General features: G+C 31.8%; 18 protein-coding genes. 12 read left to right on the forward strand and 6 right to left on the reverse strand.

What is annotated here, in order from left to right; translation table 11 throughout:
- The first annotated feature begins 98 nt into the window (after nt 1-98).
- The 5 genes from aroB to recQ all read left to right on the forward strand — a co-directional run bounded on the left by aroB (nt 99) and on the right by recQ (nt 6818).
- Nucleotides 99-1166, forward strand: coding sequence for a 3-dehydroquinate synthase (aroB, locus tag SD960_RS01730; protein ID WP_318800512.1), 1068 nt, complete (start codon nt 99-101; stop codon nt 1164-1166).
- Between the two features lie 299 nt (nt 1167-1465).
- Complete coding sequence (locus SD960_RS01735) at nt 1466-2869, forward strand: arginine decarboxylase (protein ID WP_302096172.1); 1404 nt, start codon at nt 1466-1468, stop codon at nt 2867-2869.
- A 107-nt stretch (nt 2870-2976) separates the two neighbouring features.
- The gene (locus SD960_RS01740; RefSeq protein WP_007811609.1) at nt 2977-3945 is read left to right on the forward strand and encodes a deoxyhypusine synthase family protein; all 969 of its coding nucleotides are present in this window, start codon (nt 2977-2979) and stop codon (nt 3943-3945) included.
- A 7-nt stretch (nt 3946-3952) separates the two neighbouring features.
- Nucleotides 3953-4363: a DNA primase gene (locus tag SD960_RS01745; protein ID WP_115848307.1), complete on the forward strand. Its 411-nt coding sequence runs from the start codon at nt 3953-3955 to the stop codon at nt 4361-4363.
- 136 nt (nt 4364-4499) lie between these two features.
- The gene (gene recQ, locus SD960_RS01750) at nt 4500-6818 is read left to right on the forward strand and encodes a DNA helicase RecQ (RefSeq protein WP_318800513.1); all 2319 of its coding nucleotides are present in this window, start codon (nt 4500-4502) and stop codon (nt 6816-6818) included.
- A 122-nt stretch (nt 6819-6940) separates the two neighbouring features.
- On the opposite strand, the gene SD960_RS01755 is transcribed toward recQ, so the two are convergent.
- The 4 genes from SD960_RS01755 to SD960_RS01770 form a co-directional block, all read right to left on the reverse strand.
- Complete coding sequence (locus SD960_RS01755) at nt 6941-7456, reverse strand: DinB family protein (RefSeq protein ID WP_318800514.1); 516 nt, start codon at nt 7454-7456, stop codon at nt 6941-6943.
- A 41-nt stretch (nt 7457-7497) separates the two neighbouring features.
- Nucleotides 7498-10083 carry a phosphoenolpyruvate carboxylase gene (locus SD960_RS01760; RefSeq protein ID WP_318800515.1) on the reverse strand — a complete coding sequence of 862 codons (2586 nt, stop codon included), beginning with the start codon at nt 10081-10083 and terminating at the stop codon, nt 7498-7500.
- Between the two features lie 90 nt (nt 10084-10173).
- Entirely contained in the window at nt 10174-10653 is a 480-nt protein-coding gene (locus SD960_RS01765; protein WP_007805990.1) for an Lrp/AsnC family transcriptional regulator, read from the reverse strand.
- A 77-nt stretch (nt 10654-10730) separates the two neighbouring features.
- Nucleotides 10731-11885 carry a M14 family metallopeptidase gene (locus SD960_RS01770; protein ID WP_318800516.1) on the reverse strand — a complete coding sequence of 385 codons (1155 nt, stop codon included), beginning with the start codon at nt 11883-11885 and terminating at the stop codon, nt 10731-10733.
- Nucleotides 11886-12197: 312 nt separating this feature from the next.
- Between SD960_RS01770 and SD960_RS01775 the strand changes: the two genes are divergently transcribed.
- Entirely contained in the window at nt 12198-12671 is a 474-nt protein-coding gene (locus SD960_RS01775; RefSeq protein WP_318800517.1) for a helix-turn-helix transcriptional regulator, read from the forward strand.
- Between the two features lie 83 nt (nt 12672-12754).
- Here SD960_RS01775 and SD960_RS01780 read toward each other — a convergent pair whose 3' ends face one another.
- Entirely contained in the window at nt 12755-13306 is a 552-nt protein-coding gene (locus SD960_RS01780) for a 1-acyl-sn-glycerol-3-phosphate acyltransferase (RefSeq protein ID WP_318800518.1), read from the reverse strand.
- Between the two features lie 65 nt (nt 13307-13371).
- On the opposite strand from SD960_RS01780, the gene SD960_RS01785 reads away from it, so the two are divergent.
- Genes SD960_RS01785 through SD960_RS01805 form a run of 5 tightly spaced genes read left to right on the forward strand, consistent with a single transcriptional unit; the run spans nt 13372 to nt 16263 of the window.
- Nucleotides 13372-14037, forward strand: a complete 666-nt coding sequence (locus SD960_RS01785) for a fused MFS/spermidine synthase (RefSeq protein ID WP_318800519.1) — start codon at nt 13372-13374, stop codon at nt 14035-14037.
- Between the two features lie 11 nt (nt 14038-14048).
- On the forward strand, nt 14049-14726 hold the full coding sequence (locus SD960_RS01790; protein WP_318800520.1) for a peptidoglycan DD-metalloendopeptidase family protein: 678 nt from the start codon (nt 14049-14051) through the stop codon (nt 14724-14726).
- Between the two features lie 6 nt (nt 14727-14732).
- Nucleotides 14733-15206, forward strand: coding sequence for a hypothetical protein (locus SD960_RS01795; protein ID WP_318800521.1), 474 nt, complete (start codon nt 14733-14735; stop codon nt 15204-15206).
- Between the two features lie 13 nt (nt 15207-15219).
- Entirely contained in the window at nt 15220-15744 is a 525-nt protein-coding gene (locus SD960_RS01800) for a hypothetical protein (protein ID WP_318800522.1), read from the forward strand.
- Nucleotides 15745-15792: 48 nt separating this feature from the next.
- Nucleotides 15793-16263, forward strand: a complete 471-nt coding sequence (locus SD960_RS01805; protein WP_318800523.1) for a nuclear transport factor 2 family protein — start codon at nt 15793-15795, stop codon at nt 16261-16263.
- Nucleotides 16264-16644: 381 nt separating this feature from the next.
- On the opposite strand, the gene SD960_RS01810 is transcribed toward SD960_RS01805, so the two are convergent.
- The gene (locus SD960_RS01810) at nt 16645-18132 is read right to left on the reverse strand and encodes an aminotransferase class V-fold PLP-dependent enzyme (RefSeq protein WP_318800524.1); all 1488 of its coding nucleotides are present in this window, start codon (nt 18130-18132) and stop codon (nt 16645-16647) included.
- Nucleotides 18133-18313: 181 nt separating this feature from the next.
- On the opposite strand from SD960_RS01810, the gene msrA reads away from it, so the two are divergent.
- Nucleotides 18314-18844, forward strand: a complete 531-nt coding sequence (gene msrA / locus SD960_RS01815; RefSeq protein WP_318800525.1) for a peptide-methionine (S)-S-oxide reductase MsrA — start codon at nt 18314-18316, stop codon at nt 18842-18844.
- Nucleotides 18845-18875 lie beyond the last annotated feature (31 nt).

Genomic DNA, 18875 nt, shown 5'->3' on the forward strand with positions numbered 1-18875 from the left:
ATTTTATTTAAGCTGTTTTTAAAACAAATTAAAGCTAAAGTTTGAATATTATTTAGTTAAAAATGCCTTATTTTGTGGTTTCAATTAACCAAAGAAATATGCAATCTATTCAAGCCAACAATTATTTAGTGCATTTCAATCAAAATGCGTACGATGCTTTAAATACACATTTAAAAGACAATAAGTATTCAAATTTGTTTATTATAGTTGATAATGAGACAAATGAGCATTGTTTACCTAAATTTTTGCCTTTACTTGAAACCGATTTAACAATTGAAATAATTGAATTTGAATCTGGCGAGGCTAATAAGAATATTGAAACTTGTATAGAAATCTGGAAGGTTTTAACTGAACTTGGTGCTGACAGAAAATCTCTTGTAATTAACCTTGGCGGTGGCGTTGTCACAGATTTAGGCGGATTTGTAGCTTCGACTTTCAAACGCGGAGTCGATTTTATTAATATTCCTACTACTCTATTATCTATGGTTGATGCTTCTGTTGGAGGAAAAACAGGCGTTGACTTAGGAAATCTTAAAAACCAAATTGGGGTTATTAATGTGCCTCAAATGGTTTTGATTGACACAAATTACCTTGAAACTTTACCACAAAGTGAAATGCGCTCTGGTTTGGCAGAAATGCTAAAACATGGTTTAATTTACGATGCACCATACTGGAAACAATTTTTAGATTTAAATTCTATCGATTATGTTGATTTTGATGAACTAATTTATCGTTCTGTAGAAATTAAAAACGATATTGTAATTCAGGATCCAACAGAAAAAAATATTCGTAAAGCCTTAAATTTCGGTCATACTTTAGGTCATGCGATAGAAAGTTATTTTCTGGAAAGTGAAACTAAAAAAACATTATTGCACGGAGAAGCGATTGCTATAGGAATGATCTTAGAAAGTTATATTTCATGGCAGAAAAATTTAATTACTGCAGAAGAATATGCTGAAATTAAAACAGCTATTAAAAGTATCTATGATGATGTAGAAATCGAAGAAAATGACATAGATCCTATCTTAGAATTACTTATTCATGATAAAAAAAATGAATACGGATTGATTCAATTTGCACTTATTGAAGGAATCGGAAAAATAAAAATTAACCAATCCGTTGAAAATAAATTGATTCTGAATGCGTTTCAAGATTATAAATCTTAAAGTTTTTTTTAATTAAAACCATTGCTTTAGGTATATATTATTTTTTACATTTGCCAAGATGAAAACAAACAATAAACAGAGAAATTTTAGTTCTTATAGAAACCGACTCAATAGTTCTTTACTAAGGATGTTGAACCGTTTTTATAATAGTAAAAGTCCGTTTTGTTTTGATGTTTTCTCATGCTCAAAAGCAGAACACGAAAAACTGCAAATTATATTTGCCAATATTAGGGTTTGAATTTAAGATTATTATCGTATCTTAAATTAAAAAATTACAATCCTAAAATATTGAAAAATAAATGAATACAAAATATTCTGATCTAATAAACCAAACATACTATTTTCCACAAGAGGAATTTAAACTAAACAAAGACAACTTACAGTTTCACAATATCGATTTGATGAAATTAGTTGAACAATATGGTACACCATTAAAGTTTACTTATTTGCCTCAGATTTCTGAAAACATCAATAAAGCAAAGGCCTGGTTCAGAAAATCAATGGAAAAGAACAAATACGAAGCAAAGTATTACTATTGTTATTGTACAAAAAGTTCTCATTTTGAATACATTATGAATGAAGCTTTCAAAAACAATATTCATATTGAAACATCATCAGCATTTGATGTCAATATTGTTGAGAATTTGTTGGAAAATGGTAAAATCAACAAAAGTACTTATGTTATTTGCAATGGTTTTAAAAGAGATGAATATATCAGCAATATTGCAAGATTAATCAATAACGGGCATAAAAATACTATTCCGATCATTGACAATTATGAAGAACTTGATTTGCTTCAGGGAGAAATCAAAGGAAAATTCAAAATTGGAATTCGTATTGCAGCTGAAGAAGAGCCTAAATTTGAGTTTTATACTTCAAGATTAGGAATTGGATATAAAAACATTGTATCGTTTTATAAAAAACAAATTCAGGAAAATGAAAAGTTAGAGCTTAAAATGCTTCACTTTTTTATTAATACCGGAATAAATGATACAGCATATTACTGGAATGAGTTAGTAAAATGTATTAAGGTATACATTGCGCTTAAAAAGGAATGCCCTACTCTGGACGGATTAAACATTGGAGGTGGTTTCCCTATTAAAAATTCACTTGCATTTGAATATGATTATCAATATATGATTGATGAAATTATCAATCAAATTAAAATCGCCTGTGATGAAGCTGAAGTTGATGTTCCAAATATTTTCACAGAATTTGGTTCGTTTACAGTTGGTGAAAGCGGCGGTGCAATTTATCAGATTTTGTATCAAAAACAACAAAATGATAGAGAAAAATGGAATATGATTGATTCTTCATTCATTACTACTTTGCCGGATACTTGGGCTATAAACAAACGTTTTATCATGCTGGCGGTTAATCGTTGGAATGATACATACGAGCGGGTTTTATTAGGAGGATTGACTTGTGATAGTGACGATTATTACAATTCAGAACAAAATATGAACGCTATTTATTTGCCTAAATACAACAAAGAAAAACCATTGTATATTGGTTTCTTTAATACTGGTGCGTATCAGGAAACTATTGGAGGATATGGAGGTTTACACCACTGTTTGATTCCGCAGCCTAAACACATTTTAATAGATCGTGACGAAAACGGAATTTTAGCTACCGAAGTTTTCTCAGAACAACAAACTTCTGACGATGTACTGAAAATTTTAGGATATACAAAAAAAGTATAAAAAAAAACCTGCAAATTAAATGTTAATATATATAAAATTATTAATTTGCAGTATCATGTAAAAGGTCAAACTTTTAATTCAAAAAAAAAACAAAAAAACAAAACAAAATGAAAGGACCTATCAGTCAGTTTATTGAAAAACATTATTTACACTTTAACTCTGCTTCTCTTGTAGATGCTGCAAAGGCATACGAACAACAATTAGCAAACGGTGCTAAAATGATGGTAAGTATGGCTGGCGCTATGAGTACAGCAGAAATTGGTAAAATTTTTGCCGAAATAATTAGACAAGATAAAGTACAGATTATTTCTTGTACCGGAGCCAATCTAGAAGAAGATATCATGAATTTAGTAGCACACTCTCACTACGAAAGAGTGCCTAACTATCGTGATTTGACACCAGAAGACGAATGGGCTTTGCTTGAAAGAGGATTAAATCGTGTTACAGACACTTGTATTCCTGAGCATGAAGCGTTTCGTCGTTTGCAAAAACACATTTACAAAATCTGGAAAGATGCTGATGATAAAGGTGAACGTTATTTTCCACATGAATTCATGTATAAAATGCTATTATCAGGTGTTTTAGAAGAATATTACGAAATAGATTTAAAAGATAGCTGGATGTATGCAGCAGCCGAGAAAAATTTACCTATTATTGTTCCGGGTTGGGAAGATAGTACAATGGGAAATATCTTCGCTTCATACGTAATCAAAGGAGATTTGAAAGCTTCTACCATGAAATCAGGAATTGAATACATGACATTCCTTGCTGACTGGTATCCAAAAAACAGTACTAACGGAATTGGATTTTTCCAAATTGGTGGTGGTATTGCAGGAGATTTTCCTATTTGTGTTGTTCCAATGTTGTACCAGGATATGGAAATGCATGATATTCCGTTTTGGAGTTATTTCTGCCAGATTTCAGATTCAACAACTAGTTACGGATCTTATTCCGGAGCAGTTCCAAACGAGAAAATCACTTGGGGTAAATTAGACATTAAAACCCCTAAATTTATTATTGAGTCGGATGCTACAATTGTGGCACCTTTAATTTTTGCTTACTTATTAGATTTATAGGATATTTATGAAAAGAGTTATAGTAGACTACGCTAAACTTACCAATGAAATTTTAAACCTTTTGGTAGAAAAATTTCCTGATGGTTATGATGATTCGGATGTAATCCGTTTTAGAAATGCTAAAAACGAATTGATCGAAGCTGTTGAAGTACGTACTGAAGACACTATTTATTTAGTAAAAATTAGTACTAAACTTGCTGACAGAATCGAAAATTACGATGAAGACGATGATATCGACGTTGATGTTGATACAATCGAACCAGTAAAAGGTCTTGATCTTGATGATGATATTGATGACGACGACGACGATGATGCAATAGATAAACCAGATACAGATGGCGGAGATGACGATGATGACGATGACAGGGACCCAGATGATATTGCTGATGACGACGATGATGAAGACGATGAAGATTAATTTATCTCTTTCACAATAAAATAAAGGAACTCTATTTGGGGTTCCTTTTTTTATTTACTGGAAACGTATATATTTTATAGGAAAAATATTATATATTTTGATTTTTTCCTATATTTAACGGATAATTATAAGCCAAATGAATTCAGAAATATTACATGCCAAGCTAAAAGAAAATTTTGGTTTTGAAAAATTCAGACCTAATCAGGAAACCATAATCAACACGATTCTTTCTGGTCAGGATACTCTGGCGATTATGCCAACAGGTGGCGGAAAATCGATTTGTTTTCAATTACCGGCTTTGGTTTTGCCAGGAATTACAATTGTAATTTCTCCTTTAATTGCCTTAATGAAGGATCAGGTTGACAGTTTAAAAACCAACGGAATTTCAGCTTGTTATATAAATAGCAGTCAATCCAGCGAAGAACAGCAGTTTTATATCGACAATTTAAAATCGAATACTTTTAAATTAGTCTATATTGCTCCTGAAAGTTTATCGTATCTAGATGTTGTTTTTAACGAGTTGACAATCAGTTTAATTGCCATTGATGAAGCGCATTGTATTTCATCTTGGGGACATGATTTCAGACCTGCTTATACCAATTTGGGATATCTAAAAAGCCGCTTCCCTTCTACTCCGGTGCTGGCTTTGACGGCTACTGCAGATAAAGCGACGCGTACTGATATTACAAAACAACTAAAATTAAGAAATCCGAAAACTTTTGTAGCATCCTTTGACAGGAAAAATTTAAGTCTGGAAGTTCGTCCGGCATTAGACAGAGTAAAACAAATTATAGATTTCGTTGAAAATAAACCCAATGAATGCGGTATAATTTATTGTCTGAGCCGAAAAACAACAGAAGAACTGGCGGAGAAACTGCAAAAAAAAGGAATAGCGGCAAAAGCATATCACGCAGGTCTTGATAATAATCTTCGTGCCAAAACTCAAGACGAATTTATAAATGATGATTGTCAGGTAGTTTGCGCGACAATTGCCTTTGGAATGGGAATTGATAAATCGAACGTGCGCTGGGTTATTCATTATAATTTACCAAAAAATATTGAAGGCTATTATCAGGAAATTGGCCGTGCCGGTCGTGACGGACTGCCAGCAGAAACCGTTTTATTTGAAAGTTATGCAGATGTAATCCAACTACAGAAATTTGCTTCAGAAGGATTGAATTCTGATGTTCAGTTAGCAAAATTGGAAAGGATGAAACAATATGCAGATGCTTTAAGCTGCAGAAGAAAAATTTTGCTTTCTTATTTCGGTGAGTTGGTTAATGAGAATTGCGGTAATTGCGATATTTGCAAAAAACCGCCAACATTTTTCGATGGTACGATTCTCGCGCAAAAAGCATTGTCAGCTATTAGCCGTTTAAAGGAATCTGAACCTTTGGCCGTGATTGTAGATTTTTTAAGAGGCTCAAAAAACGCATATATCTACGAAAAAAATTATCAAGACCTAAAAACGTACGGAATTGGCGCTGATGTTTCGTGGTACGACTGGAATCAATACCTTATTCAGCTAATTAATCTTGGATATCTTGAAATTGCTTTTCATCAGCATAATAAAATATTACTCACCTCTTTTGCTAAAAAAGTTTTATTTGAAGGAGAGAAAGTAAAATTGACTAACGTTGTTAAAAAAGCAATTGATAAAAACGAAATCAAGGAAACAAAAGCTAAAACTGCCAAAAATTCTCTTTTTGAAATACTTCGTAAGTTGCGCTACGAAATTGCTAAAGACGAAGAAGTTCCTGCCTACGTAATTTTTAGCGATGCTGCATTAAGACAAATGGAAACCTTACGTCCAATGAGTGATGAAGAGTTTCTTGCTATTGATGGTGTTGGTAAAGCTAAACTTGAAAAATATGGTCAGGAATTTATAGATGCAATTATTTATTATGAAAAAGTAAAAAAGACAAATGCTAAAGCTAAAAAAGAAGGCAACACCTATAAAACAACTTTAGTGATGTTTCAAAGTGGCGCTTCGGTACAGGAAATCGCAGAAAAAAGAAGTTTGGGACAGACTACTATTATTTCACATTTAGCTAAATTATATGTTGACGGACATGATTTTGATTTAAGTAAGTTTGTTACAGAAAAAGAAATTTCTCAATTGCAAAAAGCGCAAATCGAACTTGAATTTCCAACTGCATTGAAACCCTATTATGATTATTTTGAAGAAAAATTGTCTTACGATAAAATTCGATTTGCATTAGCTTTTCTTGAAAGGCACAAAGATGATGATGAAAAGCTAAAAATTAAAGCTTATTCATTGGATGAGAAAAGATTAGAAAATCCTGAGGCTTACAAGAAATGGAGTTCAGAAGAAGATTCAGAGCTTGTTCATAATTTTTATCAAGGAAAGAAAGTGAAAGAAATAGCGCTTTTGTTAGGAAGAAATGAAGGCGCCATAAACTCCAGATTGAAAAAATTAGAATTGAAAAAATAATTTTCACGGTTTTTTATTTTTTCATTTCATTTTTGAATTAGTAGAAATTATAAATCATCAGTAAAATAAAAATCCTGTGAAAAATATTCTTCACAGGATTTTTTTATATTAAAAAAGAAAACTTACAAATACCTTTCTTCAAAAACTTTTTGATGATGTTTCTGATGTCCAATAATGGTAAAACCTAAAGCACGAACAGAAATCTGAATATTCGAAGCTGTTCCCATACGTTTAAGCTGTTCTTCAGATAAACTTTTGTAAAACAATAAATTTGAGTGTCTTACGGCAGATAATTCAGTTAATAAATCCTGAATACTTCTTTCGTTTGCATTGGTATTGATTGCATAATCATTTTCTTCAAAGCTTGCCAATGGAGTTTGATCATTTCTTGAAAAACGCAAAGCGCGATAAGCAAAAATGCGCTCGCAATCTATTAGATGCTGAATAATATCTTTAATTGTCCATTTTCCTTCTGCGTAGCGATAATCAAATTTATCCATCGGGATATTTTGAACAAACCGTATAAAATCATGCAGAGAAATCTCTAATTCTTCTATCAGGTTTACATCTCCGGCTTCACGAATATACGTTGCAAAACCGCCTGAATATTCATTTTCTAATAATTGGCTTGAATTCATTTCTATTAATTTTTGCTATAAAATAAATTAAAATTCTAGTTTTAGGCTGAGTTTCTACTCGCGTTTGTGTTTCCGAAAAGAGATCTTGTTACGATTTTTTCGTAAACCTTAATCAACTCTTCATTATTGCCATTTTCTTTGTTTAGCTCATTAATTCTCAATAAAGCATATTGCTGTATTGTCAACAATGGCATAACGATACGCTCTCTTATTTGAATAGAAGCTATACCATCAGGATAATTTTCCATCAATGTTTTATGACCAGCAATTTTAAGCAGAAGACGTTTTGTTTCTAAAAACTCATCGTAGATAATCTGCCAGAATTCACCAAATTCAGGATCTTTTTTCATGTACGCTGTTAAAGGAAAAAATGATTTTGCCAATGACATCATACTATTTTCTAGCAATGTTCTAAAGAATAGTGAATTATGATACAAATCACTCACTTTATCCCATTGATTGTTGTCTTCAAAATATTTCAATGCAGTTCCTACTCCAAAAAATCCCGGTACATTTTGTTTCAATTGACTCCATGAACCCACAAAAGGAATTGCTCTTAAATCAGCAAAATCCAATTGCTCAGATTTACTTCTTTTAGATGGACGACTTCCAATATTTGTTTTAGAATAATACTTTAATGTACTCATCTTTTCTAAATACGGAATAAACTTTGGATGATTTTTAAAGCTCAAATATTTGTCATATCCTAAACCAGCCAATTGCGTTAAAATTTCAGTCTCAGTAGCGCTTAATTCATTTTTTTCTTTGCTAAAAACCTGATTCGTTACACCGGCACTTAATAAGTTTTCGATGTTATAACGGCAAGAATCAAGAGTTCCAAAATTTGAACTAATTGTTTGTCCCTGAACTGTAATCTGAATTTCGTTATTTTCAATTTTTGGTCCTAAAGACGCATAAAATTTATGTGTTTTTCCACCGCCACGAGCTGGAGGTCCACCACGGCCATCAAAGAAAATAGCTTTAATACCATATTTTCTTGAAATTTCTGTCAATGCAATTTTAGCCTGGTAAATACTCCAGTTTGCCATTAAATAACCACCATCTTTAGTTCCGTCAGAGAAACCAAGCATAATAGTTTGCTTATTTCCTCTCGCCTGTAAATGTTTAGAATATTCAGGATTGGTGTACAACTGCTCCATAATTTCGTGAGCATTTTGTAAATCATCAACTGATTCAAAAAGCGGAATAATATCAACAGTAGGATTTTCCCAATTGTTCAAACGAATCATGGCAAAAGTTTCCATAACATTCAGCGCACTTTCGTTATTACTAATAATATAACGGTTAGCACCAAACTCTCCGTTATTTTGCTGAATCGTTTTTATAGCCTGAACAGATTCTAAAGTAGATCTGGTAATTTCATCTTCAAAATGCTCAGGATTCAATTCTCCCTTTACTTTTGATAAAACAACCAGTTTTTCTTCTTCTGATAATTCATAATAGTTTTCAGGGAAAATTTTCGAACCTGAATTCAAATAATAATTTACAACATCTTTGAAAACGGCGTTGTGAATTTTACTATTCTGGCGAATATCTAAAGTCGCAAAATGGAAACCAAATAAATTAATTTTTACTAAAAACGCATCCAATTCATCTAAATACAAGGATTGGTGTTTTTCAATAATAATGTTTCGAATTGCATTAAGCTGCGATAATAATTCGTCTAAAGTGATATAAATTTCTCCTTTTGAATAAAAAACAGAACGATAAAGTTTTTGTTCAAGTTCAGACACCAAAGTATCTACTCCTGAGAAGGTTAGTTTTCTTTTTAAACTTCTCATTTCAACATAATAACACTTCAAAATCGAAGTACGCAAGCGTTCTGCAACTTTCAAAGTAATTTCAGTTGTTACAAAAGGATTTCCGTCACGGTCTCCTCCCGGCCAAAAACCAAGTTTGATTAATTGGTTTTGAATAGCATTTCCGTGAAGGATGTTTTTCTGTAAATAATGCACAATTTCTCCAGATGTAGCATAAAAAACATTCTCCAGATACCAAATCAAACTTACCGCTTCGTCGTAAGGATTTGGTTTTTCATTCTGAATAAATGGAGTTTTTCCCAGCTGAGCCAGCAATTGCTTAATCTGCAATAAATTATTCAATCGAATTGCTTCGGTTAAATCATTTATAATCCCAAGTACCGGGCCTGGATAAAATTGCGTAGGATGCGCCGTTAAAACCGTTCTTACATTGAAATTTTCAAGAAATTCAATAAGATCGTCGTCTTTTTCCTTTGCATCTGATTTTTCTTTGATATCACGAAGAGAACCACGCCCTTCCATGTTGTTTACAACCGGAAAAGCAGCATCTTCAATGGCATCAAATAGCACAATCTGACGTTCTATATATTGAATAAATCGAAACATTAAATCGATTTTTTCAGTCTCAGTTGCGTTATTTAAAAATTTATTAGAAAAGAAATCAAAAATCTCTTTTGGTGTTTCCTGTTTTTTAAAGCCCGTTTCGCAAGTTTCTGTAAATAAAGGAAGTAAAACTCCTGTATTATCTATAGAATCAAAAGGTAATGTTATAAAAACACTATTATAAATGTGGTATTTTGAGAGAACGTCCTGATTGAAGCGCTCAATTTTGGGTAACGTATACATAATCGTGTTATAGTTGGTTGGTTAATTGGTCATAAAAAAACCCCAAGAATAAACTTGAGGTTATATTTTAATATAGCATTCAAGAAAATATTACATATTTTTAAATATAGTATGCATCAAACGCTTCTTATCGTTTATACTTTCTTCTAATGAAATCATTGTTTCTGTTCTGTAAACGCCTTCGATATCGTCGATCATGAAAATAACTTCCTTCGCGTGTTTCGTATCTTTCGCTCTGATTTTACAGAAAATATTGAATTTTCCGGTAGTCACAGAAGCCACAGTTACGAAAGGAATTTGGTTTATTCGCTCTAATACAAATTTAGTTTGAGAGGTATTATTAAGAAACACACCTACATAAGCAATAAATGAATACCCTAATTTATCGTAATCTAAGGCTAGTGAAGATCCCATTATAATTCCGGCGTCTTCCATTTTTTTTACTCTAACATGTACTGTTCCAGCAGATATCAATAGTTTTTTTGCAATGTCAGTAAACGGAACTCTCGTATTGTCTATTAACATATCTAAAATCTGGTGATCTACTTCATCTAAACGAAATTTACTCATAATTCTTTAATTAATATTACTAATTGCTATAACAAAGTATAAAAATATGCATAAAAAATAACAAATTCACATAAAAATTAACTTTTTATCAATCCGTTAACAAATTTAACATTTTTATTTAAATAAAAATTTGCTTTTTGATTCAATTTCGGAATGTTACTAAAGTCATCTGAATAATCTGCGCCTTTAGCATCATATTCATAATGACCAAAATAATTTTCCAAGTCGCCTACTTCAACTATGTAAGCGTTAAACTGAATCTTATTTTCAATCAATTCTTCTTTGTATTGTGCGACAAAATTCGTAATAATTTCGATACCATCATAATTTATTTTGATGTTTTTATACATAAAATCATAAAAAACGACTTTATTTTGTGAAATATTCAAATAATCATTAATTCGATTATCAACTAAATCGTTTTCGGAAAGCAGTTTGAAACTCGAAATTAGTGAGAAAAATATGAACTTTCGGGTAATTTCTCTTTGATAATCATCCGGAAAATGACCTGCTTCAAATAAAATAGTTGGAACTCCTAAGAACTGAAAGGTATCTCCAATACAATTAATATTGAATGAATCGTCAAAACGTCCCACCTGCCCCGGAATATACCCCTGTAATACATCATTAAGGCCTGCAATAAGGTTTATGGCTTTTAATCTGTTATCATTTATATCACGCGCTTCGTTATAAGATGGTGCTAAAAAAGAAACGGTTGCCGGTTTACCACTATCTCCTGCACCAAAAATGGTGCGCTGATCATGAAGATTAAAACAATAATGAGGTTTAAAATCTTCAAATACCTTCCTTAAAATAGTACTCTCGGGCTGAGTCAGATTTTGTGAATCTCGGTTTAAGTCAATTTTATTGGCATTTTCACGAGTGTAAAGCGCCGCCCCATCAGGATTTAGAATTGGAATAGTGTAAAAAGTAAATGCTTTTAGCATTTTATCTGCAAAATCCGACTTACCGTTTAAAACATTTATAAAATCAAAAAGCGCTTTGGTTGTAGTGCTTTCATTTCCGTGCATTTGAGACCATAAATAAATACGAGTTTCTCCTGTACCAATTTCATAACTATATATAGGTTTATTTAAAACCGAATGTCCAATAATTTTGACCTGATTATTAGTATTTAGTTTATCTAATAATGGTTGGATATGATCTAAAGTTAGATAACGTCCCGCAATAGATTGCTCTTTGTATTGATTAAATAATTCTTCTAAATTCATTGTGTTTTGATTAGTTTACAAAAGTAAACATCTTTATTTTTACAATTGTAAACATGTAAAATTTCTAATTATTTAGAAATGTAAACAGTTTTTAATGCTTTTAAATTGGTTTTTAATATTTCATGATTAACATTTGTTACTTCTGTTAATAAAATATATTATAAGGCTCTATTTCAATTAGTTAAGCATCATTACTTATAGTAAATTAGAGTAGTTTTTAATCTTATTTACCTTATTTACTATTGTAAAATTGCTTATTCGACTTATTATAGTTACATTTGTAAACATCAATTTTTAAATATAGAATTTACAATGGTAAACATCGATGATTTTGTAAAAAGACTCGAAATAATACTCGATTATTATGCTCTAAACGCCTCTTCTTTTGCTGATAAAATTGGTGTGCAGCGATCTAGTATGTCTCACCTGCTTTCTGGTAGAAACAAACCAAGCCTTGATTTTGTTCTTAAAATTTTGGATGTTTTTCCGGATGTGGACTTGTATTGGATTTTAAATGGAAAAGGAAGTTTTCCTAAAAATGAAGAAGAAACTGTAAATTCTAAAATTGAAAACACGGTTGAAACAGAAAAACCTTCTACACCTATTCCGTATCATGAAAATGAAGTTTCGAAAGATTTATTTTCAGGAATGAATAAAAAAGAGGAAAATCAGGAAAAGAGATATTTTTCAGAATCAAAAAATTCAAATCTAAATTTGGAAGAAGGCGAAATCGAAAAAATTGTATTTTTTTATAAAAACGGAACATTTAAGGTATATAACCCATAATCTGAATTTTCGCGTATTTAAAAAATTTTAAAAATATTTTTCATTTAAGCGATTCTCACGGAAGCAAAAAAAAGAGCTAAAATTTAGATCTGAACGCCATTCTCCGGAATTTTCCCTAATACTCCTCTAAAATGTAATTTCAAAATTTCTAAATCGGCTTCATAATTCCCAGTGGGTTGCAAAGGTGTTCCAAAATTAACTTCTTTCTTGCCCCAGTTAAAAGTTACCGGTACAATTGGCACATTTGCTTTAAGAGCAATATAGTAAAATCCGGTTTTAATTTCCTTCACTCCTTTTCGGGTTCCCTCCGGAGCAACGGCAAGACGAAAAACTTCTTTTCTTTCAAAAATAGCAGCAATAGAATCTACTTTATTTAAACCGCCGGTACGATCTAAAGGCTCTCCACCCATATATTTAAAATAATAACCAAACGGAAAAGTAAACAATTCTTTCTTTCCTACCCAATTCATTTGCAGTCCGGAGATTCCGCGGGTGAAAACTCCCAAATAAAAATCATGATTGCTTGTATGAGGCATAACCATCAAGACACATTTTTTTACTTCGGCATTTTCTACACCCACTATTTTCCAGCCCATTAGCTTAAAAAAAAGGAATTTGTATAATTTTTTCTTCATTAAAGTCAATTATTTCGTGCAAATTAAAAGATTTTAATGGTAAATTTGAGTTAAAGCGCAATAAAATGATTCAAAAAATATTCAGTTATCTGATTCCAATAAAAATATTCAAAAAAAAATCAGCCAGAAGCAAAGTAATCGAAGTTACCTGGGCAAATGGCGAATTAGTTTTAGATTCTGAAAACACCAATTATTCTTATGGAAGTCTCCAGCGCATATTAAGGTACGGATTACGAAATATTGGTTACGAAAGCATTCTTAAGATGGAACATATTTTGTTGTTGGGCGTTGCCGGCGGAAGTGTTATAAAAACTCTCGTAGACGAAATTGAATATAAAGGTAAAATTACCGGAGTCGAAATTGATCCTGATATGATTCAGATCGCCAATCAATACTTTAACCTGGACCAAATCAAGCAACTCGAAATTATTATCGACGATGCTTTTGAGTTTGTTTTAAAAACCAAAGACAAATACGACTTGATTATTATTGATGTTTTTGAAGATATAAAAATGCCCAATTTTTTATTCGAAAGCTTTTTTGCAAACCGCGTTTTTTCATTATTAAAAAACAAAGGAGTTGTCCTTTTTAATACCATGATTTTGGATGAAGCACATAATGTTAGAAATAGAAAGTATATTTCGGAAATAAATAGTAAATTGTTTTCCTCAAAAATGTTACCTCGTGTGGAGGTTCACAACGAATTAATTATCATCGAAAAAGTCGCCTAATTTGCTATTTTATGAAGACCCTAGTTTCTATTTTAAAATCCTTGCCGCCTACTAAAGTTATTGATTCAAGTATAGATTTCTCAAAATATATAGCATTAGATTTATCAGTTACCAACAAAGGACTAGTTGAAAGTAAACCTTTGACTGCCAATGATTTTGAAATTTTTATAACCAATTATTTAAAAAAGAATGATGCCGAAATAGCTTTTGGCGGTTATATAGAAGGGCGGAACTTATATCAAAGAAGTACTATTTTTAAAAATGAAAATCTTCCCGAACGTAATATCCATATAGGTTTGGACTTATGGGGAAAAGTTGGAACTTCCATTCTCGCTCCGCTTGATGGAAAAATTCACAGTTTTAAAAATAATGAGGGTTTTGGAGATTATGGTCCCACTATTATTTTGGAACATGAAATTGAAAATGAAAAATTTTATACTTTATACGGACATTTATCGTTAGAAAGTATAGAAAATATTACCGTTGGGACAGTTTTTAAAAAAGGTGACCGTTTGGCAACCTTTGGAAATTCTACAGTTAATGGAGATTATGCACCTCATTTGCATTTTCAGATTATAAATAATATTGAAAATTATTACGGTGATTATCCAGGAGTTTGTAACATAAACGACTTGAACTTTTATATAGAAAACTGTCCCGACCCTAACTTATTATTAAAAATAACATAAATAGTTATGAAGAAAGCAGGATTGATTATATGTTTGTTATTGCTAATTGGTTGTAAATCGAAAACCATAAGCAGAGACACCGAAGATTTAAAAATTAAAAAAGTTGTTTCGACCGAAATTATTTCGGCGCAGCAACAAAAAGCGTATGATTTAGGGAAACGGGTTTTAGAAACCTGCAACACATCTAAATTTAAACCTTTTAACGAAACTGAAGTCACACAATCTGTAATGGAAAACACGACCGAAGAACGTTTGACAAAAACCTGCCAAAAGTTTCGACAATATTATGGCAGTTTTATTGATTTGAAATTGGATGGTGTTTACAAAACAAAACAAGAAACCATTTATCGCTATCATGCATTATACACCAAAAAAGTGGCAAACAAAGAATTGCGTGTTTTTGTAAATGAAGATAATTTAGTTTCTGCTATAAAATCAATGGATTGGGATGAGAAATTCGAATCTCAAATAACAGACTAATAAAAATTAACTTATGAATTTAAAATTCCCTCTTTTTGTGTTATTGTTTCTTTCGACTTTGGTCAATGCTCAGGAAACCATGATTGTAAAGGATTCTAAACCTTTTTCGGCAACACAAAATTATACTTTTATCTGCGAAAAATATGCCTACACGGGAGAAGCGAATGTTCAGATCGCAAAAACAGAAAAAGGGGGAATTTTAAAATTAACAATTGCAACAGCAAACGACAAAGCCAGAATTGCCGGAGGAGTGTATGTAGATTTGGCAAACGCCGATGTAATAGCCTGTGTTGATAAAAATGTAAAAGAATATGCAGATGGCAAAACGACTTCTTATTATTATTTTACACCGGCAGAAATGAACAAACTTAAAAATACTGATATAAAAGGAATTAGGTTTATTATTACCGGAAACTCAAATACCTTCGGCAATCAAACCGGATATTTTACGGCAGTAAACAAAACCAATTATTTTTCGACAGCTTTCGACCAATCAAAAAAAACATTCAATACAGCAAAAGAAATTAGCGTTTTATAAAGATTTTTTTCTCTAATAAATCTTATATTTATGCCTTAATTGTATTTTATGAACCCAAACGAAAACTTAATCACCAAATTCTACACTGCTTTTGCCAACGCCGATTATAAAACAATGAGTGAATGCTATCATCCAAAAATTCATTTTATTGATCCCGCTTTTGGCTTACTAAAAGAAGAGCAGGTTTCTGCTATGTGGCAAATGTTACTTTTAAGAAGTAAAGGCAATTTAAAAATTGAGTTCTCAAATGTTAAGGCTGATGATTTTACAGGATCGGCAAATTGGGTTGCGACTTATAATTTTAGTAAAACCAACCGAAATGTTATTAATAAAATTTCTGCCGAATTTATTTTTCAGGATGGTTTGATTATTAAACACACAGATAGTTTTGATGTTTGGAAATGGTCAAAACAAGCTTTCGGGTTTAAAGGACTTTTACTGGGCTGGACAGGTTTTTTTCAGGATAAAGTAAAAGAGCAGGCCTTATTATCACTTAAGAAATTTCAGCAGGCAAAATAATTTTAATACTATTATTTAATATAAAACCCGACTTGTTTTGAAAAACTTGTCGGGTTCTTTTTTTAGAAGCAGAAACATCAAATTTCCAAGACCACCAGTCCCGCTTTCACCTATATCTTTGTTCGTTCCTCTCAAAGGATAACGGCTCTATCGGGGCTATATTAGAAATTTTGTAATTTATTAGAAATTTATTTTTAAAAAATTCCCTGTACATTATTTCATTTATAAATCTTCACAACATTTACCGCAATATTTATGGTAATGTATATCGTAGAGACGCACAACAGTGCGTCTAAAACATCGTATATATACAATCATTGTAATAAATTGGAACGTACACGCACTGCTGTGCGTCTCTACGGTCAATCTTTGTGAAAAATATTATGATTTAAACCATTTCCCTACCAATTCATCTTCAAATGAATTTGCATTTTTATGGATAAATTCGTTTGTGTTTTTTTCATAAGAATAATCTAAAGCCCAGGTTTCATGGTTTTTAGCCAATTCTTTTATGCCATCGCAAACAAATTTAATTTCTTCATCAGTAGTAGTTGGGTGAATAGACATTCTGATCCATCCCGGTTTTTTGATCAAATCACCAATCGTGATTTCGTTCACCAATTTATTTGAAGTTTCCTGATCTACGTGAAGTAAAAAGTGACCGTAAGTTCCGGCACAGCTGCATCCTCCTCTGGTTTGAATTCCGAATTTGTCATTTAATAATTTTACACCTAAATTAAAATGTAAATTTTCAATAAAAAAAGAAACAACACCCAAACGATTTTTATGTTGCCCTGCGAGGATTTTGATATTTTCAACAGATCCTAATTCGCTAAAAACATAATCAACAATTTCGTGTTCACGTTGTAAAATGTTTTCAATTCCCATTTCTTCCTTTAGCTCAATTGCCAAAGCAGTTTTTATAACCTGCAAGAAACCTGGAGTTCCTCCATCTTCACGATCCTCAATATTGTCAACATATTTATGTTCGCCCCAAGGATTTGTCCAGCTTACAGTTCCCCCACCCGGACAATCGGGAATCATATTATTGTATAATTTTTTATTAAAAATCAAAACACCCGAAGTTCCCGGTCCGCCTAAAAATTTATGTGGAGAAAAGAAAATCGCGTCCAGATAAGCTTCAGGATCAGCAGGATGCATATCAATTTCTACATAAGGTCCAGAACAGGCAAAATCTACAAAACAAACACCATTATGCTGGTGCATCAATTTTGCTGCTTCATGAAAAGGAGTTTTCAAACCTGTAACATTTGAACAGGAAGTAATCGAAGCGATTTTAATTGTTCTATCCGTATATTTTTCTAATAATTGTTCAAGATTATCCAGGCAAAAAAGCCCTTTTTCGCAGGAAGGAATAATTTCAACATCTGCAATTGTCTCTAACCATGATGTTTGATTAGAATGATGTTCCATATGTGAAATAAAAACAACAGGTTTTTTTTCGGCAGGAACCGTAATAAAATCCTTTAAATTTTCCGGAATTTTTAAACCCAGAATACGTTGGAATTTATTGATAACGCCCGTCATTCCTGTTCCATCAGTAATCAAAACATCATCCTGATTTGCATTTGTATGACGCTTGATAATATGTCTGGCATGATGATACGCTTTTGTCATGGCAGTACCTGACACAGTAGTTTCTGTATGTGTATTAGCCACAAAAGGCCCGAATTCATTAAGAAGTTTCTCTTCAATTGGGCGATATAATCTTCCACTGGCAGTCCAATCGGTATAAATAATCTGTTTTTTACCGTATGGAGATATAAATTCCTGATTTATTCCAACAATATTTTTTCTAAAATCCTGAAAATATGTTTCTAAGCTGATGGTATTATTTTTGCTATTCATTATTGTGCCCGAGTTTGATTGCAAATATATTGCTTTTTTATAGAATTGTGAATTTATCAATTATAAACTTCAAACATTAAATAACCTTTTAGTATCTTTAATTAAATAGTCTTTTTTTGAATAAATTATCATAATATTCTATCGGATTAATAGGGCATATAAAACTTTAACTATAACATTTATGGGAAATTTATCAGTAGCTACCTTTGGTGGTGGATGTTTTTGGTGTATAGAAGCTGTAATTCAGCGTTTAAAAGGAATAGAATCTTTAAAATCAGGATATTCAGGAGGTTTTATTAAAAATCCTCCTTATCGTGAAGTTTGTACTGGCAGAACGGGTCACGCCGAAGTCATACAAGTTACATTTGATCCTGACATAATTTCATATCATGATTTAATTTTTATATTCATGACAAGTCATGATCCAACAACATTGAACCGTCAGGGAGCCGATGTTGGAACACAATACCGTTCTGTAATTTTATATCATAATGAAGAACAAAAAGCAATTGCAGAACAGGTTTTTGAAGAAGTAAAAGGGTTTTACGATGATCCAATTGTAACGCAATTAGTTGAATTTGAAGTTTTTTACGAAGCCGAAGAAGATCATCAAAATTATTACAATAACAATCAGGATGCACGTTACTGCCAAATCGTAATTGACCCAAAAGTGCAGAAATTAAAAAAAATGTACGCAGATAAACTTGTTTAAATAGCAGTTTTTTATCTTAGATTTTATTGTA

Source organism: Flavobacterium sp. MMLR14_040 (assembly GCF_033657265.1).
Lineage (GTDB): Bacteria > Bacteroidota > Bacteroidia > Flavobacteriales > Flavobacteriaceae > Flavobacterium.